The sequence below is a fragment of the Ruegeria sp. HU-ET01832 genome, assembly GCF_040371315.1.
GTDB lineage: Bacteria > Pseudomonadota > Alphaproteobacteria > Rhodobacterales > Rhodobacteraceae > Ruegeria > Ruegeria lacuscaerulensis_A.
Map to the genome: position 1 here is coordinate 120,075 of NZ_BAABWL010000003.1, position 18,856 is coordinate 138,930.

General features: G+C 54.0%; 10 protein-coding genes. 6 read left to right on the forward strand and 4 right to left on the reverse strand.

Annotated features, from left to right (window positions below; translation table 11 throughout):
- Window positions 1–4: 4 nt before the first annotated feature.
- Window positions 5–2,674 carry a hypothetical protein gene (locus ABWV79_RS10555; protein WP_353391826.1) on the forward strand — a complete coding sequence of 890 codons (2,670 nt, stop codon included), beginning with the start codon at window positions 5–7 and terminating at the stop codon, window positions 2,672–2,674.
- Between the two features lie 14 nt (window positions 2,675–2,688).
- Window positions 2,689–6,468 (forward strand): hypothetical protein, encoded by a 3,780-nt coding sequence (locus tag ABWV79_RS10560; RefSeq protein WP_353391827.1) that lies wholly within the window; start codon window positions 2,689–2,691, stop codon window positions 6,466–6,468.
- 85 nt (window positions 6,469–6,553) lie between these two features.
- Here the strand turns inward: ABWV79_RS10560 and ABWV79_RS10565 are convergent, their stop codons facing one another.
- The gene (locus ABWV79_RS10565) at window positions 6,554–7,249 is read right to left on the reverse strand and encodes a superoxide dismutase (RefSeq protein WP_353391829.1); all 696 of its coding nucleotides are present in this window, start codon (window positions 7,247–7,249) and stop codon (window positions 6,554–6,556) included.
- A gap of 149 nt (window positions 7,250–7,398) precedes the next feature.
- A complete protein-coding gene (locus ABWV79_RS10570; RefSeq protein WP_353391830.1) occupies window positions 7,399–8,340 on the reverse strand; it encodes a LysR family transcriptional regulator in 942 nt (313 codons plus the stop codon).
- Between the two features lie 248 nt (window positions 8,341–8,588).
- Between ABWV79_RS10570 and ABWV79_RS10575 the strand changes: the two genes are divergently transcribed.
- The 4 genes from ABWV79_RS10575 to ABWV79_RS10590 all read left to right on the forward strand — a co-directional run bounded on the left by ABWV79_RS10575 (window position 8,589) and on the right by ABWV79_RS10590 (window position 17,039).
- Window positions 8,589–12,980: a CHRD domain-containing protein gene (locus tag ABWV79_RS10575; RefSeq protein WP_353391832.1), complete on the forward strand. Its 4,392-nt coding sequence runs from the start codon at window positions 8,589–8,591 to the stop codon at window positions 12,978–12,980.
- A 67-nt stretch (window positions 12,981–13,047) separates the two neighbouring features.
- Window positions 13,048–14,799 carry a type I secretion system permease/ATPase gene (locus ABWV79_RS10580; protein WP_170754391.1) on the forward strand — a complete coding sequence of 584 codons (1,752 nt, stop codon included), beginning with the start codon at window positions 13,048–13,050 and terminating at the stop codon, window positions 14,797–14,799.
- A complete protein-coding gene (locus tag ABWV79_RS10585; protein WP_353391834.1) occupies window positions 14,792–16,090 on the forward strand; it encodes an HlyD family type I secretion periplasmic adaptor subunit in 1,299 nt (432 codons plus the stop codon). The genes ABWV79_RS10580 and ABWV79_RS10585 overlap by 8 nt, the downstream gene beginning before the upstream one ends.
- A 49-nt stretch (window positions 16,091–16,139) precedes the next feature.
- On the forward strand, window positions 16,140–17,039 hold the full coding sequence (locus ABWV79_RS10590; protein WP_353391835.1) for a LysR family transcriptional regulator: 900 nt from the start codon (window positions 16,140–16,142) through the stop codon (window positions 17,037–17,039).
- Between the two features lie 400 nt (window positions 17,040–17,439).
- Here the strand turns inward: ABWV79_RS10590 and cynS are convergent, their stop codons facing one another.
- Window positions 17,440–17,910, reverse strand: a complete 471-nt coding sequence (gene cynS, locus ABWV79_RS10595) for a cyanase (protein WP_353391836.1) — start codon at window positions 17,908–17,910, stop codon at window positions 17,440–17,442.
- Between the two features lie 39 nt (window positions 17,911–17,949).
- Window positions 17,950–18,849, reverse strand: coding sequence for an ABC transporter ATP-binding protein (locus ABWV79_RS10600; RefSeq protein ID WP_353391837.1), 900 nt, complete (start codon window positions 18,847–18,849; stop codon window positions 17,950–17,952).
- Window positions 18,850–18,856 lie beyond the last annotated feature (7 nt).

Below are 18,856 nucleotides of genomic sequence, written 5' to 3' on the forward strand. Positions count from 1 at the left end.
GCGCATGCGCGGCGAAAAAGACGAAGATTGGCATGAGGCCAGAGCAAAGGATTTCGCAGCCAAACTGATGGCGGCATTGCGGCTGAAAGCAGTTGTAGTTCCACACGCTGCCTATGTTGAGGAGCAAATCGCCGAGGCCTCGGAGGCGCTTTATTCCCTTGCGGATGACGGAACCGATTTCGAAAAATTCAAACGCGGGAATTTCACTTTCACAGACAAAGAGATTGACGCATTCGGCTTGACGACGAATGAGGTCAAACTGCTGAAAGTTTGGCGTCACCCAATAGATTTTCGCGCACGTCAACAAGACGAAAAACTGCTCAAGAAGAAAATCAAGGCGCTCAATACTTCTATTGATCTTAAACTGAAAACCATCAGCGCTGATCTTGCGGAAGAAGACGATCGGTTCACAAGACGAGGCCAGCGGGTACTGAAACGTTCGGCGAAGTTGGCAAAAAAATTGTCAGAAGCGGGTCGGTATAGCGATGCACAGGCTGTGTTGAATGGGCTTCTGTATCTTGAGACATTGGAAAAGCTGGCACTGTCCAACGAAAAACCCGAAGCCGCTCCAGACGGAGAGCTTCTGGGCAATTCAGATGTGAAAGTCAATGTCGCCCAAGCCGTTGGCGAGCGAAAATCAACCGAGGAATTGGCTGAAGAGGCGAAGGAAGATCAGCTAGAACACACAGCGCGCGACGCGCTGGCGACACTGAACTATCTCAAGGACATGCGCGCTGCCGCAGGACAGCTGAGCCGCAGGTATGCAAACGACAAGGCGCAAACCAAAACCAAGGCTTATAAAGCCCTGGTCGATTTTCAGAGCGCAACGAAGAGCTACAATCTGAAATGGAAAGACTCTGATGATGTCCTGAGCCACTTCGGCGACGATCCGTCGAAACTTAAAGCCTGGCAAGATAAGGCGGCCAAGCATATCCACACCGGAGAAATCATCCTGAAAGCCGTTTTCCGAAAAAGCGCAGAATCGCATGAAAGCGCTATCGGAAATTACCTCAGCGTGAAAGATCACGAGGTTCAGCAAAAAGAGGCCGACGCAACCGGACACGGCAATATCAAAACAGCGCGCGGGGTCTCGGGCTTGCCTCAGGATATCATGAAACCGTTGGCCGCCAAGCTTGAGGTGTTACAGATGCTGGCTGCTTCAGAGGAATTGGGTCAGGCCGACTTCCTTCTACTTCGAGATTTTGAAAACCAAATCTCTGAGGATCTTGATGTTCTGAAGGAGCATTCCGATAACTATAAGGCTTACGAGAAATGCGCAAAACGCTACGAAGCCCTTCTCGAACATCGGATGATTAAGTATTCAGACTTTGCAAAAGAATATTTCCAAGATGAACTGGACCTGCAAAACCGTAACATCAAGGACCCGGAAAAGCTGGCTGAAGCCTTGAAACGATTGCAAAAACACGAAGATTTGCTGAAGGCTCGTATCAAATCCCTCGAATCCTATCGAACAGAATACAAAGACTTCAAAGATAAGTTCGACAAAGCCAAGAAGGATAAGACCAAGGCGTTCATCGCTCAGTTCAAGAAGACGCTCAAAGTGTTTTGCGAGAAGCTTTCGCAAAAGAACGGCGAAAACACCATCCGCGGCTTAAAGATTGACTCCGAGACGCAAAAATCCCTGGAACAGGCCGCCGACCGCGAAGACTATGCAGGTTTGTACGACAGGTTGTTCGACGGAATTTGGGGAGAAGTCGACATCGGCAAAAACAGCTCTGTTAAGAAAGCTAACCGCAAGTTGGATAAACTGACCAACCGTATGGACTGGAAGATCGACAGTCTGGCTCGAACCGAAAAAGCACTTTCCGGGCTGCCATCTGGGGAGCTGAGCGTGGCAGAGCTGAAGAGCAAATTGAAACGCCAAGACGCCAGCGCTCTGGCTAGAACTATCTTGGACGTAAACAACTCAGGCAACCTTAACGACAGGCTCAACAAGTCAGAAGCAAACTTTAAAGAAGCGCAAAAGACCCTGAAAAACTTCGTCAGCAAGGAAAAGAAAAAGCTGAAAGGGGCTGCACGCGACAGTTTCGAAAGCAATGAGGTTCTACTCAAGGCTTTGAAAACACGCGCTAAAACAGCCGCGACCCCTGAAGATTTCGATGAATTAACGATTGAGGCTGAACGTCTGTTATCAGAAGCACGTGATTTCGCAGAAGCAAATGTGCCTTTGAAGATGTCAAAAGATCAGAGCTCGAATGAAAAGTTCGCTTTGATTTTGCAACGTCTCCGTGACGGCCTTTCTCCTTTTTACGACGGGCTTGAAGCTTTTCACAAAGAACATGTTCCGGCGGTCGCGAAGAAAGCCCGGAAGGTCAAAGATGAAGACCCGACCGCCAACGCCTTTGTCAGTCTTTACGACGCGAATAAAAAAAATATTGGCACCGTGGCCGAGCAGATCGAAGAACGGATGGATCTCGATGACAAATGTGGCGACCTGATAAAACGGTCCAAGGGTCTGGGCATGCCTGAACTGATCGCCCTGCGCGAAGAAGCCTTTACCGTGATCCGAAGAAATCGACGGTTCCTGGAAGAAACAATGATCGGCGGTCTGATCAAGACAAACCCGTTCGACAACGGCCGCCCTGTACGCCGCCTGCTACATTTTCTGGAAAAGACCGAAGCCGACTTACTCGCCGAAGTTAAACAGACCTAAGCCAGGAGAGCGAAATGTCATTTGAAGCAGAACGTGTCTGGATGACGAAGGTCTTTGGCGACGGCGGTCAGTTGACTCAGAATCTTCAAGACGAAATCGACAATCTCATCGCGCGTGAAAAGGCCATTGAGGTGCTCAATTCCAGTGAGGATTTCGGAGAAACAAAACAAGCGCTGCGCGACGGTCTGCGTGAGTTGGGTCTTGTCGTCGAAAAAAGGAACCACAACCTTAACGAGGCGATGGCTCTTTCCAATCCAGTGTTGGGGGCTGCCTGGAACGCGGCAGACGTAAAATTCCCGAAGACCATTAAAGTACTGGCGCAAGTGGACGGAGACAAAATCCCGGTCGAAATCGAAGACAGTGAATGGGACAGTTTTGCGGATCGCGCGGGCGAGTTTGTAGGCCTCAAGAAAGGTGAGGAGACATTCGAATTCAAGTCCGAAGCGGCGGCCACCGCGATCCGCGAAATCTTTGACATGTTGCGGCCGCTGGTTGAAAAGTCGAATGAATTGGCGGCGATGGTCGACAAAAAAGGTGAACGCCTGTTCAGCGACCGAGATATCGAAAAAGAATTGTGGACACCGTTGGTTCGTGAAGGGGTTATCCCGTCAAACCTTGTGCCTGACAGTTTCTCGGAAGGTATGCAGGTGTTCAAGAATGCGGCCGCCGTCTACACCGAATTGATGGCCCGCGAAGAAGGTAAGGAGATGAAGGTGGCGGGGGTCGACAAGGCGCTCCGCCGTGGCAAGCTGCTGATGACGGCCGCCAATCTTGGGGCCAGTCAGGCGCTTCACTACGCCAATATCTCGATCACCGAAGCCAGTCGCGAGGATTTGGCGAAGTTCATCAACTTCAAGGAAGAAAACATTGCGCTGGATGAAGACCTCGACGTCGACGAGATGCCCGACGAGTACAATGACCTCGTGATAGAAGGTAAAACCGTCGCCGAGATCAAAGCATTGCCGAAAGCGGACAGACCCGAGATCACCGAAGCCGACCTGACCAAGGCCAAATACCTCAAGGACAATCCAAACGAGGAACTTTCCTATAAGGACTGGTTGGATAAGGAAGAAGCTTCGCTGTCCGAGCAAATCGAAGAAGAAGAAGACCCCGAAAAAATCGAACAGCTTCGCAATGAAAAGGACGGGGTTCGATACGAGAAAAACCGCCTCAAGTTCGGTGGTTTAACAATTAACGACGAGAAAACTCTGGATGAACTCGCTGCAGACGACAAGAAAGTCACCCAGTTACAACTGACGCGCGCCGAATTCGAAGCGCAAAAGAAAGATGGTGTTAAGGACTACGACAAATGGCTGGACGCGCAGATCAAAAGTGCGGAAGGCGAGGAAAAAGAGAAATACGAAGCCGCGAAGCTGACACAGCAATACGGAAAGTTCGTCGCTCAGGACGCCGCACGCAAATGCGGAGCCGCAGCAGCCATTGGAGCGGTTGAGGCCGCTCAGGCCTATAGGGCGAAACAGGAAAAACGGCGCGATATTGGTATTCAACTGGCAGGTGCCTTTGCTGACTCGGTCGCGGCAGGCATCACTAGCGCAACCGAAGCAGAAGACCTGACCACGAACGCAGATACCCAGAACCGTCAACACAAAACCAAATTCGGGATATTGGCAGGCAAAGCGGGTTTGAAAGCGGTGTCCAAACTCACTCAGGTCGCCGAGGGTAGGAAAACCCTGAAAGACCCCCGCGAGCTTGTGGTCGGAGCCATCGCCGATATCTGCGACGCTGCGGGCGAGTCGATGTCAGCATCGGGAACCAAGGGCGACGACGGTGGCTGGGGCGACACCGGAAATGACAGCCGGGATGAGGCATCCTCCTGGGGCATGCTGGCCAAGGGAATGGGTCTTTCGGTTACAATGATCGACAAGATGGTAGCCGCCGCGCAGAAAGGCGACTGGGACGATTTCGCCAAGCAAGTGCTTCTATTCACGACCTCTGGCCCGTTTACCGGAACAGCCGGGTTGATCGGTGACGCGGTCCGTGAAGACAAGGATGCCGATGACATCGAGGCCGGCTGGGGTGGCCACGGCAGCGATGCAGATTTTGCCGTCACCGCCAGAATTGAAGAAGAACATGCTGAAGGCCAATCCGAATTCGGGATGAGCAAATACATGGCCACAGTCAACGACCAGCGCGACATTATGGAGGAAACAAGAGAACTTTCGAAACAGATGGCCGATGAGAGCTTTCGCAAAGACAAGGTCAAAGTTCAGAAGGCGTATCAAAAAATTAGGGACACGGCCAAAAGGCTGAACATCCCCGAGGATCAAAAGGACCTCAAGCTGTTCATGTCACTGGATCCGGGCAAGCTTGACCCCGAAACGGTCGCAGTCGAGGTTTACAAAATGCTGACTGTTTGCGAACGCGCTACACATAATGATGTCCGCGCTGTCGCAAATATGAACTTGTCGAAAGAAGATGAAAATAAAATATTGGGTCAGATGGAGGTTTTGGGCGATCGTGTCGATAAGCTGCACGATGATCCGGACGGGGACAACCCAGAAACCGAGGACGAAATCCGCGGTCTCTATGACGACATTTCGAAAACTCTACTCAAGGACCCGGGGTTCCGCGCCGTTATCGAAGCCGACATGGAGGAAGAAGACGCCTGGCTTGAAGACCTCAAAAAGCAGGCCGATTTGAAGCGTTTGGATAAATTCAATGCGGACCCCAAACTCTATCAGGAAGAGTATGAAAAGGCGATGTCAGCGGTCGAACAGCTGACACTTGAGGTGAAAAAGACCGAACAACGCATCAAGATTGCCGATCAGGCCAGTAAGGGGGCGACAGGTATTATGCTGGCTGCGGTACCCGCGGCCGGATTGATTGGTAAAATTCGAACTCTGGTCATGGATAGCGTTAAGCTGCACCGACGACGCAAATCCCTGTCCAAGTGGTCCCGCGAAATGAACGCGATCGCCGGAAGCTACAGCCCCTATGAACCTGCTGTGGTGGGGGAACGCGATGCGCTGATCAAAGGCACCATACACGATGCTGCCGAAGTTGCTGCTGATATTGCTGGCGTTGGTGCAGAAGCTGCGCGTCTGGCCGATCAAACTCATGTCGGCGCGGCAGCTATGACCAGCATCGAAAAGATCGGAAAGTTCCTGAACAAATTCTGGTTCGAGAAATACTCGCGGGATCGGATCAAAGAGGGATGGGAGTTGTTCCTGCTGGCCAGGGCAGAACCCAAAAACCGGAGGCTGGCCCGCCAGGCGATCAAGGTTAACACGACGCTGGGCAAGTGTGTGCTGGCTTATGGTGCTTGTATAGACGGTGACGCACAGGCGCGCCGGGCGTTGCAAAGCTGCGGGCTGACCCCCGAGGTGTTCGAGGATTCCGATGACGTATGTCAGGGTGTCGTCGAATATCTTCGCGCGGCATTGCAGGACAAGGAATTTGAGACCATCGGCTCAAACGCGGATGTCAGCTGGTTACCATGCGATATCGAAATGAATATCGAGTCCTGGTCAATGATCAAAGCCAGCGCAGTCAAATTGAAACCAGGATTAGACCCGAAATATTTCAAGACTGCCGAGATCAACGCGCTTTTGTTGGACTTCGAGATTCCAAAAAAAGGCGCATCGAAACAGGAACTGCGCGACGCGGCACGGATTGGAAGTGACCTGTCCAAGGCACTGGACAAATTCCGGCCGCTGGATACGCAAAAAAACCTTCACTCGCCGATGATCGTAGTCACACAGGAACTGAAACATAACGTAGATGTAGCGAACGATCGCATCATCGCGCGCGTTGCCAAAATCCCTGACGATTGACAGACAGCGGGGAGATGCAGAACGCTGAAACAGACTGTTCGACTGTTTCAGCGTTTGAACTTCTGAGCTTTTAATATGATGACAATCAGGCGTTTGACAAACGCGCGTCCACATATTCCCAATTGACAATGCCATCGACAACAGCAGCAACGTATTCTTTGCGGCGGTTGCGATAGTCAACGTAGTAAGCGTGTTCCCAGACATCGACGCCCAAAAGAGGGAACATGTCGTGCACCAGCGGATTCTCACCATTCGGTGTCGAAAGGACAACCAGATTTCCCGACGTGTCGACAGCCAGCCAACCCCAGCCGGACCCGAATTGTTTACTGGATACGTTGATGAACTGCTCGCGGAAGGCTTCGAAACTGCCGAAGTCACCTTCGATCTTCTTCTTCAGAGCTCCGGGTACTCCGGTGCCGCCGGGGACCAGCATTTTCCAGAACTCCGAGTGGTTCCAATGTTGACCGGCATTGTTCAAAACAGTCTGGTATTTGCCACGATCCGCTGCTGCAGTCTTGATGATGCTTTCAAGAGATTGACCTTCAAGGCTTGTTTCCGGGATCAGTTTGTTCAGGTTGCGCGCATAACCAGCAGCGTGTTTGCTGTGGTGCAACTCCATGGTTTCCGCACCAATAACGGGCTCCAGAGCGTAGTAGCTGTAGTCAAGGGACGGCAGCGAATAGGCTTCACCAGCGCTTACCGATCTTGCCAAGGCAGGCGTTGCTGCAACCAGCAAGCCCGAGCCAGCGGACGCAAGAAAACCACGACGAGAGAGAGTCATTTTTCATTCCTTTCCATTGTCTGTCGATGGACCCGACAGATGACCCTAAAACACCTACGCGGGGGTTTTATTCGGAAAGGTGGATGTACAAATCGCCGCAGTGCCCGACGGAAAACAGGTTCGAAATTAGAAAGGACATTCGTTCGGATCTACCTGTCTGATGATTCCAGCTCGACAATATCTTTGCAGACCTGAGTCAGAAATTCGGTTGTGGTTTGCACATATGGATAAGGCGCGATGTCACTATGGGTTAGTATCCATAAATCCAATGATTGTGTCAGAAAGCCTGGCAGGGCCTCGATCAGATCCGAATGACCCGCCGCCATGAATTTAGGCAGCGCGGCAAATCCCAACCCACTTCTCACGGCCATCAGCTGGGCATTCACATTGTCTGTTCTGGCAGCAACATTGCACTTACCAGTGATTTTACGAAACTCGGTTTCCTGTACAGTTTGACTTAGCGCACCCGTGGCCACGATGACGTTGTGACCCAGAAATTCCTCTAGCGACCTGATCGGTTCCAAATCGCACAAATATTCTCGCGATGCGTATATGCCGAATTTTACAACACCCAACTTCTCGCTGTTGACACGGTACGCTTCGGGTTCACCCAACCGCACGGCAATATCAGCCTCGCGGTTATGCAAGTTGGTTTTTTTGTTCGACAACAAAAGGTCGATCTTGATATGCGGGTTCAGCGAATGGAATTCAATGAGTTTAGGCGCCAGCACCGAGGCCCCGAACCCCTCTGGTGCGGTGACGGAAACACGGCTGCCCTTAAAGCCAAGATGACCACGGGCCACCTCACCCATATGGCAAAGCTCAGTTTCGATCCGCTGCGCGATTTGCAGGATATCATCACCGATGGGAGTTAGCGTAACACCACTGGACCCGCGCTCGAACAATGGCAAAGAAAGCGACTTTTCCAGCTCACGTAACTTACGCCCCACTGTGGCCGGGCTTTCCGAAAGCTGCGTCGAGGCCGTAGCAATACTGCCCGAGCGCGCAACACACACCAGAAACCGCAACAAATCCCAATCCTGGACAGGAATTTTCTGGAAAGCATCTGATAGCTGGCCGTTGTCGCTCATGGGGTCATACCTTTGGTCATTCCCTATTTTTTCACATTTCCACGGGAAAAAAACCGTCTTCAACTTTACTTGTGACTTCGTGAGGGGAAAAAATTATTCTTTTGAAAGCAGTGAGTTAATAAATAGTTCAGGATCACAACCCAATTGATGATCCCCCCTTCATTTTTGAACAGTTGAGACGGTTTCTTCCAAGCGCAGGTTACCCGGCGTGAGCGCAACAGCGTTTACTTATTAGCTTGGAGTGCAAAATGAACCCCGAAGAAATAATGAACCCGATTATCGAAGGCGACGATAACGACAATCAACTGATGGGAACACCCGAAGACGATATTATCAACGGTCTGGGTGGTGATGATCAGATTGAAGGTCTCGGCGGCAACGATACGCTGATCGGCGGTCTTGGCAATGACATGCTGGACGGCGGCGAAGGTATCGACACTGCAGCCTTTAATGACATCGACGTCCCAGTCGAAGTTGATCTGCCCGCAGGTGAGGCAACACGCGAGACCGGTTTCTCGGTCACAGTCGATGAAGCACCTTTCGTTAACTTTGCCGATCCCGAAGACAGCCTGGTTGACGAAGCGCTGGCCGGAAACCTGTACTATAACATCCACACCGCCGACTTCCCAGCTGGTGAGATCCGTGGTCAGTTGCTGGTCGACGAAAACAACCTGGATCAGGATGGCAACGGTACGCTGACTCTGACCGCGGTACTGGATGCGGCGCAAGAACCTGGCCCGCTGTCCGACTCTCTGGCAACCGGCACGGCGACTGTCACAGTAACCGTCGTTGACGGCGTTGCGACCTACTCGTCGGAACTGTCGGTAACTGGTCTGGCCGTATCTGACCTGCTGACTCCGATCCCAGGCGTCGTTTCTGCCATCCACCTGCACAACGCTCCCGCTGGCCAGAACGGTCCGGTCGTGCGTGACACGCTGGTTGATGCCGGCGCCGAGCTGGCAAGCGCGGAAGAAGTTTCGGAAAACCCGTCGGGCGTTCTATCTGTTGAAGACGTAACCGATGCCGTGACCGAAACCGACACTCTGACCAGCATCGAAAACATCATCGGTTCCGACGATCCCGACAACCTGATCGGTGACGAGAATGACAACGTTCTGACCGGTGGTCTGGGCGACGACATTCTGGATGGTGGCGAAGGTATCGACACTGCTGCGTTTAACGACATCGACGTTCCTGTCAGTGTTGACCTGCTTGAAGGAACGGCAACACGCGAAACCGGCTTCTCGGTCTCGATTGAAGACGCACCTTTCGTGAACTTTGCTGATCCGAACGACAGCCTGGTTGACGAAGCGCTTGCCGAAGAGCTGTACTACAACATCCACACCGAGGACTTCCCCGGTGGTGAGATCCGTGGTCAGTTGCTGGTTGCTCAAAACAACCTGGACGAGGACGGCAACGGTACGGTCGTTCTGACCGCGCGGTTGGACGCAGCACAAGAACCCGGCCCGCTGTCGGATTCCGAAGCAACCGGACTGGCGACCGTGACCGTCACTGTTATTGACGGCGTGGCAACCTACTCGTCCGAACTGTCGGTAACCGGCCTGGCCGTATCCGACCTGCTGACCCCGATCCCAGGCGTGGTTTCCGCGATCCACCTGCACAACGCACCTGCCGGTCAGAATGGCCCTGTTGTGCGTGACTCCCTGGTTGACGCAGGTGGCTTCCTGGCAAGCGCCGACGAAGTCTCCTTTAACCCCTCGGGTGTGACCAACATCGAAGAAGTGACCGAAGCGGTCTCTGAAACCGATACCCTGACCAGCATCGAAAACGTAATCGGTTCGAATGATGGTGACGAGATCATTGGCGACGACAATGACAACGTTCTTGATGGTCTGGACGGTGACGACATCCTGCGGGGTGGTGCCGGAAACGACACTCTGAACGGTGGGCTTGGCGATGACCTTCTGGACGGCGGCGCAGGAAACGACATCCTGAACGGCGGCGAAGGTGACGACACCCTGCTGGGAGGCGGCGGAACCGACGTCATCGACGGCGGCGAAGGCTTCGACACCAACGACTTTTCCAACATCAACCTGGGTGCCGAAGATCCGACGATCGCAGGTGTTCGTGTCACGCTGGCTGCTGACGGCAGCGGTACGGCTGAATACAACGGCGGTGGTGGAAATGGCCCTCTGATCCAGGAAACCTTCACCAACATCGAGAACATCACCGGTTCGTCCAACGATGACGAGATTGTTGCGACAGGTGCTGCACCGAACACCATCGACGGTGGTGCGGGTGATGACTTCATCGCTGGCGGCGGCGGTCTGGATGATCTGAGCGGTGGTGAAGGTATCGACACCAACAGCTTCCAGGGCATCGGAGCCGAAGTGATTGCAGATCTGGCAACAGGAAGCGCATCTTACGCGCCGAATGAAAACGTCACGATCTTCGAAAACTTCGACGGGTTCGAAAACCTGGATGGGTCTGCCAATGACGACCAGCTGTTTGGTGACAGTGGCGCCAACACCCTGACCGGCAATGACGGCAACGACCTTCTGGTTGGCCGTGGTGGCAACGATATCCTGGAAGGCGGCGAAGGCAATGACGTCCTGCAAGGCGGCGGCGGTAACGACATCACCGATGGTGGTGAAGGTATCGACACTGCAGATTTCCAGGACATCGGGTCTTCGGTCACAGCCAACCTGGCGAACGGTACTGCAACCTACGCAGCACCCAACGGCAATGCGGTTGCGGACCAGCTGATCAGCATCGAAAACCTGACAGGCTCTGAAAATGACGACTTCCTGACTGGTGACGATGGTGACAACCTGTTGGCAGGTGCTGCTGGTGACGACGTCATCAATGGTGGTGCAGGCAACGATGTCATCCGTGGTGACGCGGTTGGTGACGGCGAAGCGATTACCGTTACGGTAACCAACACTCTGGGCGAAGGCGGAACCTTCCTGACCCCCGTGTGGTTCGGTTTCCACAATGGCGAGAGCTTTGACCTGTTTACCGAAGGTGAAGCGGCCAGCCAGGGTCTGGAACGTCTGGCAGAAGATGGCAGCGTCGAAGGCATTGCGGCTGAATTCAACCAGCAGGTTGGTGACAACGGTGTGGATGCGACCATTCTGGGTGGCCTCGGTGCGCCGGGACCGATTGATCCGGGTGAAACGGCCAGCTTCACGCTGAACGTCAACACGGCTCAGGTTGGGCAGGGCTTCTTTACCTGGGCAACCATGGTTATCCCGTCAAACGACGCCTTCCTGGCCGTGCCGGATGACGCCTTGGCTGATCCGATCTTCGACGAAGAGGGCAACTTCCTGGGGCCGCTCGTCATTGAACGCTTCGGCAACGACGTTCTGGACGCTGGCACCGAGGTCAACAATGAAGAAGGCGCCGCCTTCCTCAACCAGACCGCGCGTGATCAGGGTATCTTCGAGAACGGTGTCGTGGGTCAACACCCGGGCTTCAACGGCTCGGAAGGCAACCCCGATGGCGAGCCTGTCAACATTCTGGGTGGCACAACTGCTGCCAATACGATTGTTGACCCGATCGAAGGTGACTTCACCCGCAACAACGGCCAAGAGCAGCTGCTGCGCATCGTGATCGAAATTGCCGAAGGTGGCGATGACGAACTGTTCGGTGGCGCAGGTGACGACATCATCGACGGTGGTCGTGGCGACGACATCCTGGATGGCGGTGCCGACAACGACACCCTGATCGGTGGGTCCGGTCGCGACACGTTCACGTTCCGTCGCGGAACGGGCTTCGACGTCGTGGCTGACTTCTCGACCAGTGTTGAAGACGGTGACTTCCTGGACGTGTCGGACTTCGGTGTCACGCAGCTCGAAGAGCTCAACATCACGGCCGATGGTGAAAACACCATTATCGACCTTGGCAATGGTGATCAGGTCACGCTCGAAGGGGTTGCCCCGAACGAGCTGGTCGCTGAGAACTTTGTCTTCGCTGAAGAAGTGGTTGTTGCACCCACCAACGGAGACGACGATCTGGTTGGCGGCGTCGGTGACGACGAAATCGAAGCCGGTAACGGTGACGATGTTGTCGAAGCCGGTGCAGGCAACGATGTTGTCGACGGTGGCAATGGCGATGACGATCTGGACGGCGAAGCCGGAAACGATCAGCTTATCGGCAGCAACGGTGACGACGATCTGGTCGGTGGTCTGGGTGACGACAACCTGGATGGCGGCAACGGTGATGACCTTCTGGAAGGCGGCGATGGCGCCGACATTCTGGACGGTGGTCGCGGTGACGACATCCTGGACGGTGGTCTGGGCAACGACATGATCGAAGGCGGCCGCGGCAACGACATCATTGATGGCGGTGCGGGCGACGACGAGATCTGCGGCGGTACCGGTGATGACATCATCAACGGCGGCACCGGCAACGACCGTCTGGAAGGCAACCGCGGTGCGGATACCTTCGTCTTCGAAGCCGGACTGGGTGACGATGTCATTGCTGACTTCGAAGCCTTTGCCAACGGCGACACTCTGGACCTGACCTCGGCAGCGTTCGATCTCGATGAATTCGCGGATCTGGCCGCGGTTGCGTCGCAGGACGGTGATGACGTTGTCATCGACCTGGGTGCCGAAGGCAGCATCACGCTGCTTGGCGTCCAGCTGGCCGATCTGAACGAAGACAACGTTCTGGTCTAACCCAAACTCGGCGGCGGCCTAGACGGTCGCCGCCGTTCCATTCCTTTATGTCAGAAAGAGGGCCACCATGTCCCATAGTCCCCTCAAACGTACCGAGCTTGAGCAAGCGTTTCGTGCTGCTCGCCCGGGCCTTTTTGCCACCGGCGCCATCAGTATGGTGATCAACCTGACGATGTTGACCGGTCCTTTGTTTATGATCTTGGTCTACGACCGGGCACTGCCCAGCCAAAGCTACCAGACCCTGTTCGGTCTGAGCGTGCTGATGTTGGGGCTGTATCTTGTGTTCGGCGTGTTGTCCCTGGTCCGGTCGCGTATCCTGATCCGCATCGGCAACCGGCTGGGCAACACTCTGGAGAAGCGCGTTTTCCAGGCGCAGATCGAGCGGTCAGTCAAAGAAGGTGGTGCCAAAGGGCGCGATGCCGTAGGTGACCTTGGTACGTTGCGTGATTTCATGGGCGGTTCGACCCCGGCCGTTATATTCGACGCGCCGTGGACACCGATCTACCTTGGATTTGCCTATCTTCTGCATCCCTGGCTGGGCTATGCCGGTTTGGCTGGCGTCGCGTTCCTGCTGGTTGTCGCCATGGTGAACAACGTTCTGACTCAGCGCGGTGTTGCACGGGCAAATCAATTCCTTACCCGCAGCAACCGCGTGCTGAATGACGTGTCACGTAACCATGAAGTGGCACATGCCATGCGGATGCGCGATGATCTTTATGACCACTGGAACGGCCTGAACGGCCAGGCTCAAGTCAAACAAAGCCAGATCAGCGACATGGCGGCAACCTTGTCTTCGATCTCTCGTACTGTTCGTCTGGTCCTTCAGTCCGCAGTTCTGGGTCTGGGTGCGTATCTGGCGATTTCGGGTGATCTAAGTGCCGGTTCGATCATTGCCGCATCTGTTCTGGTCGGTCGCGCATTGGCCCCGGCCGAACAAGCGATCGGGAGCTGGCGTCAATATGTGCTGGCCACTGCCGCGCGCAAGCGACTGAATTCTCTTCTCGAGGATTACCCGCCGTCCCAGCCTTCGGTTCAATTGCCTCAACCCCGCGGTGTTCTGGAACTGAAAAACGTCTTTGCTACAACCCCTGACGGTGCGTCTACCGTGTTGCGGAACGTATCGCTTGCGCTGGACCCGGGTGAAGTTCTGGCCGTCATCGGCCCCAGCGGATCAGGTAAGTCCACCCTCGCTCGCGTGATTGTCGGTACTTTGGAACCGAACCGAGGCAGCGTGCGGCTGGACGGCGCGGACATGAGCTATTGGAACGCGCTTCAACTGCGGGACTCGGTCGGTTACATGCCTCAAACTGTGGAACTGTTTGATGGAACGGTACGCGAGAATATCGCCCGTTTTCAGGCAGACGCATCTGACGAAGATGTCGTTGCAGCAGCGCAGGCGGCCAACGCTCACGACCTGATCCTGAAACTGCCCAATGCGTATGACACACCACTGGGTGAAAGCGGCAGCGCATTGTCCGGAGGCGAGCGTCAGCGGATCGGATTGGCCCGGGTTCTGTATAAGAACCCATCGCTGATCGTGCTGGATGAGCCGAATTCCAATTTGGACGCGGCAGGTTCTGCGGCCTTGGCCATGACAATCGATCGCCTCAAAAGTGAGGGCCGTACCGTTGTCATGATTGCTCATCGTTTGGGCGCCCTGAATCAGGCTGACAAGGTGCTTGTCATGGATAACGGCATGGTTTCGGCCTACGGCCCGCGGGATGAAATCCTTCGGACGTACTCCGAAAACCGCAACAAGAAATCAACCGAAAGCGCCGAGAATGCGGCACCAAAACGTGAGGGCAAGACCAATGCGTAACGCAAAGACAGCTCCGGCAGACAAGATTGGCAACTGGGTTCTTTTGGGTGTGGCAACCATGAGCCTGATGTTGGGCGGGTTGGGCTACTGGTCGATGGCAACCCGGATCGACGGCGCCATTGTAGCCCCCGGCATGGTCGCGCTGGAGACAGATCGCCAAACGGTGCAGCATCTGGAAGGTGGCATCATTTACGAAATCCACGTGTCAGAAGACGACGCAGTCAAGCAAGGTCAGGTTCTTGTCAGCCTCGATACTACGCGTGAACAGGCGGAACTGAATGCGCTCAGCAGCCAGATCGCGTCCCTGACTGTCCGCAAAGCGCGTTTGCAGGCCGAGTTGAACGCGCAAGACTTCATGTCTTCCGCCGCAGAGTTCGCCCAAACCGCAGACTACAAGGAGATTTTTGAAAGCGAAGCACAGCTGTTCGAAAGCCGCTCGATGGCTAAGCACGCGAACATAGCCCAGCTGGAAACTCAAAAAGAGGCCCTTTTGGCGCAGGTCGCGGGTTTGCGTAGCCAGATTAAGTCTCAAGAAGCCAACAAATCGCTGACCCAGGAAGAACTCGAGACTGTTTCGGTTTTGAACGAAAAAGGCCTGGCGAACGTAACTCGTCTGCTTCAGGTCCGCCGGGCGGCATTGGATATCGAGGCCAGCCTGTCCACGAACACGGCTCAGATCGACAGTGTCATGGCACAGATAGCCGAGGTGGAAAGTGCTTTGGTCAGTAACGCAGCAACCTCACGAGAAGAAGTGTCGACTGAATTGTCCGATGTCTCGCAGCGGTTGCGTGAAGCGTTGGAGCGTAAAACAACGGCTGAGGATCGTATTGCCCGCAGCCAGATTCTTGCTCCGCTGGATGGCCGGGTTCTCAACCTTGGTTTTCACACAAAAGGTGGGGTTGTCGCTCCGGGTCAGGCGCTTATGGATATTGTACCTGTGGCCGAGCAGCCCATCCTGATGGCCAACATTCCCGTAACAGAAATTGACCGCGTCGTGCCAGGTCAAGAAGCCCGCGTTCGGCTGACCGCCTTCAACTTCAACCAAACTCCGGAATTAAATGGATCGGTAAAGTGGGTCTCGGCTGATACGCTTTCGGATCCCGCGACGGGCGCGGTCTACTACAGCGCTGAAGTGGAAATTCAGGAAGACGAGTTTTCCAAGATTCAAAACAAGGATCTGGTTCCCGGCATGCCCGTTGAAGTACTGGTTTCAACCGGAGAACGCCTAGTCATCTCATACCTGTCACGGCCCATTCGTGACGCTATGACCAAGACATTCCGCGACGAATAAAAGCCCTGCCCCGCCCGTTTGTGGCGGGGCATGTTTACAGGCCAAAACAATGCGTATTTCACTAGAGGCTCTTGAGTCCTTTGCGATCTTGTGTCGGGTTAAATCCTATTCAAAAACCGCAAAAGAATTAGGGCGGTCCCAGCCAGCAATAAGCAATAGAATACGCTCGCTGGAAGCGTTGGTCGGGTTTGACCTGTTCGAAAACGGTGACGCCAGCTTAACCCTGACAGATAACGGCCGCGAATTGTTGGATTGCAGTCAAGAGATCCTCCGAAATGTCCATCGCATTCGCAGTATCTGCGATCCAGCGCGTATTCAGCCGGTTCAAATTTCCTTCGTGTCGACCGTCGAATCTTTCTTGAACCCTTACAAGATATTCAACTCAGGAACAGATGGCAGCCTGTCGTCCTTGTTTATCGAATTGCTGAATTCCGAAGACATCGAAAGCAAAATCGGGAGTTTGAAGAGAAACATCGCGTATACGGTGACTCAGGAGGACAATGCACCGCTTCTCAAGAAGAGCTGGCCGTTTACTATGCGGTGGATTTCAAACAAGGATTTTTCACTGAAAGAAAATATGAAGGGCTTTCAACTGCCGATAGTCGAGCTTTCGGATAACGCAAGATTTTCCAAGGTCTTTTATTCCAAACTCGAATCTTTGGGTATTGAGTATAAGCCAGTGTTTCGGGCAGAAGGGATCAGTACATATTTGAATGCCATTTCGGCCGGTGTCGGGATCGGATGTATTGGTGACTTATTTGTGGTTCATAAAATGAAGTCACGAAACCTGAGCTTTCTGGACGCGCAGATCGGAAATCTTGGGACATTTTACTTAAGCAGATTCAACGATGACGGCCTGTCCGCAGACGCGTTAAGAGCAGTTGGCATTTTCGACAAAGCTGTAAGCAACCAAAAATCTATACAAGATGAGTACTATTCGACGGCCTAGACGGCGCAAGTTTCATGGATTCCCGGCACAATACTGGTTTCACCGAACGGCGAAACTGACGGCAGGCAGAATTCATTTCGACTAGATCGCTGGCTCTGTTGCTATCTGACAGATCGAGCGTAACTCTCGTGCCGCATGTTCGCAAAAGTCAGGTGCGGCAGACTGCGGCGTTCCAATCCTAAAATGTGCGTTCCCGATATAGCTTGTCGCGAACACGGTGCTCTCTTACTTGAACCAAGGTCCTTTATATCAGGACGGGGAAAAGAGCGTTCCTCAGATCGCTCTTTTCATCGCGCCGATTTCTGACTCGAGATACGTTCAGCCTAACGGACGTAACACATCCGTATCCTAAGTCGTTAAGGCAGACCCCGAGCCAGCTTATCCAAAAAGTTCATCCCTATTACCAGGAATTATAGGATAGAAATTTGCCGGACATCTCGACCTTAACGCGATCGCCTTTTTCATTCGGCACGCGCGTCACCTGCATGTCGAAATCAATTGCCGACATGATGCCAGTTCCGAATTTTTCTTCGATCAACGCTTTCAGTGTTGGGCCATAAACGCCGACTATTTCGTAAAAGCGATAGATGCACGGATCAGTTGGCACGCTTTGTTCCCAGACCTTGGTTGGCGGCTCAGTCAAAACGCTGGCGGCCTCTTGCGGCAGGGCCATAAGCGCGACCAAGGCGTCGGCCTTGTCGGCGGGGAAAGCGTTCATGCCCATGCAGGCAGAATGGGTCCAGACCGGCGACATGTCGATTTTCTCAGCAATACCTTCCCAGGTCAGCCCAGCCTGCTTCTTGGCAAACAGGATCATCATGGTGACGTCTTCTTTGGTCATCATAGTTGGGATTTCGATTGTGTCTTTCATTGGGTTTCCTCCTGTTTGGAATGTCTGTTCCTGGCGCTTTCAATCATTGACCGCGCGCAGTTGCGGATTGCTCTGCTCCTCGGTCTTTTCGGTCAGGTCGATAGTCACCGTTTCGGGTCGCTGCGCGGCGCCATCGCTGGCCTGACCGGCCAATTCCTTTGAACGTTGTCCGAGGAACTGAACCAGATGGTTGCGGATCGCATAATAGTTGGGGTGATCGACAATCTCAGTCCGGGTACGAGGCCGGGGAATGGTGATGTCAACTGACTCCGCCACCCGAGCGAAGGGGCCATTGGTCATCAGCAGGATGCGGTCAGCCAGCAGGATTGCCTCATCTATGTCATGAGTGATCATGAAAACGGTCTGCTCGGTTTCGCTCCACACCTTAAGCAATTCGTCCTGAATGGTGCCGCGGGTCAGCGCATCCAGCGCGCCGAATGGCTCATCCAACAACAACAGCTTGGGCTGATTTGCAAAGGCCCGCGCGATCGACACGCGCTGACGCATCCCACCCGAAAGCTGGCTGGGTTTACGATGAACCACATCGCCTTCAAGTCCGACCTTGGCCAGAAAAGCACGGGCGTGTTCCTCGACCTTCGCAGCAGGCCAGTCGGGATAGCGCGCCTTCACGCCAAAAGTCACGTTTTTCAACGCCGACAACCATGGCAGCAGAGAATAGTTCTGGAACACCACGCCGCGATCCAGCGAGGGGCCCGACACCTCGAACCCGTCCATCTTGACCACGCCCGAGCTGGGTTCGGCCAGCCCGGCTAAGATGTTCATAATCGTGGATTTGCCGCAGCCGGAATGGCCCAGAATACAGACGAACTCTCCTTTTTCGATGCCAAAGCTGGCGTTTTCGAACACGGTCAGGGTGCCCCCCTGACCGTCGGGGAATTCCTGAGTCAGCAATTCAATACTGAGAAACGGTTGGCTCATTTGAAAC

Bases quoted from the DNA above. Each gene is read 5' to 3' on its own strand.
- ABWV79_RS10555 (WP_353391826.1), top strand. From the start codon at position 5: ATGCGCGGCGAAAAAGACGAAGATTGGCATGAGGCCAGAGCAAAGGAT.
- ABWV79_RS10560 (WP_353391827.1), top strand. From the start codon at position 2,689: ATGTCATTTGAAGCAGAACGTGTCTGGATGACGAAGGTCTTTGGCGAC.
- ABWV79_RS10565 (WP_353391829.1), bottom strand. From the start codon at position 7,249: ATGACTCTCTCTCGTCGTGGTTTTCTTGCGTCCGCTGGCTCGGGCTTG.
- ABWV79_RS10570 (WP_353391830.1), bottom strand. From the start codon at position 8,340: ATGAGCGACAACGGCCAGCTATCAGATGCTTTCCAGAAAATTCCTGTC.
- ABWV79_RS10575 (WP_353391832.1), top strand. From the start codon at position 8,589: ATGAACCCCGAAGAAATAATGAACCCGATTATCGAAGGCGACGATAAC.
- ABWV79_RS10580 (WP_170754391.1), top strand. From the start codon at position 13,048: ATGTCCCATAGTCCCCTCAAACGTACCGAGCTTGAGCAAGCGTTTCGT.
- ABWV79_RS10585 (WP_353391834.1), top strand. From the start codon at position 14,792: ATGCGTAACGCAAAGACAGCTCCGGCAGACAAGATTGGCAACTGGGTT.
- ABWV79_RS10590 (WP_353391835.1), top strand. From the start codon at position 16,140: ATGCGTATTTCACTAGAGGCTCTTGAGTCCTTTGCGATCTTGTGTCGG.
- cynS (WP_353391836.1), bottom strand. From the start codon at position 17,910: ATGAAAGACACAATCGAAATCCCAACTATGATGACCAAAGAAGACGTC.
- ABWV79_RS10600 (WP_353391837.1), bottom strand. From the start codon at position 18,849: ATGAGCCAACCGTTTCTCAGTATTGAATTGCTGACTCAGGAATTCCCC.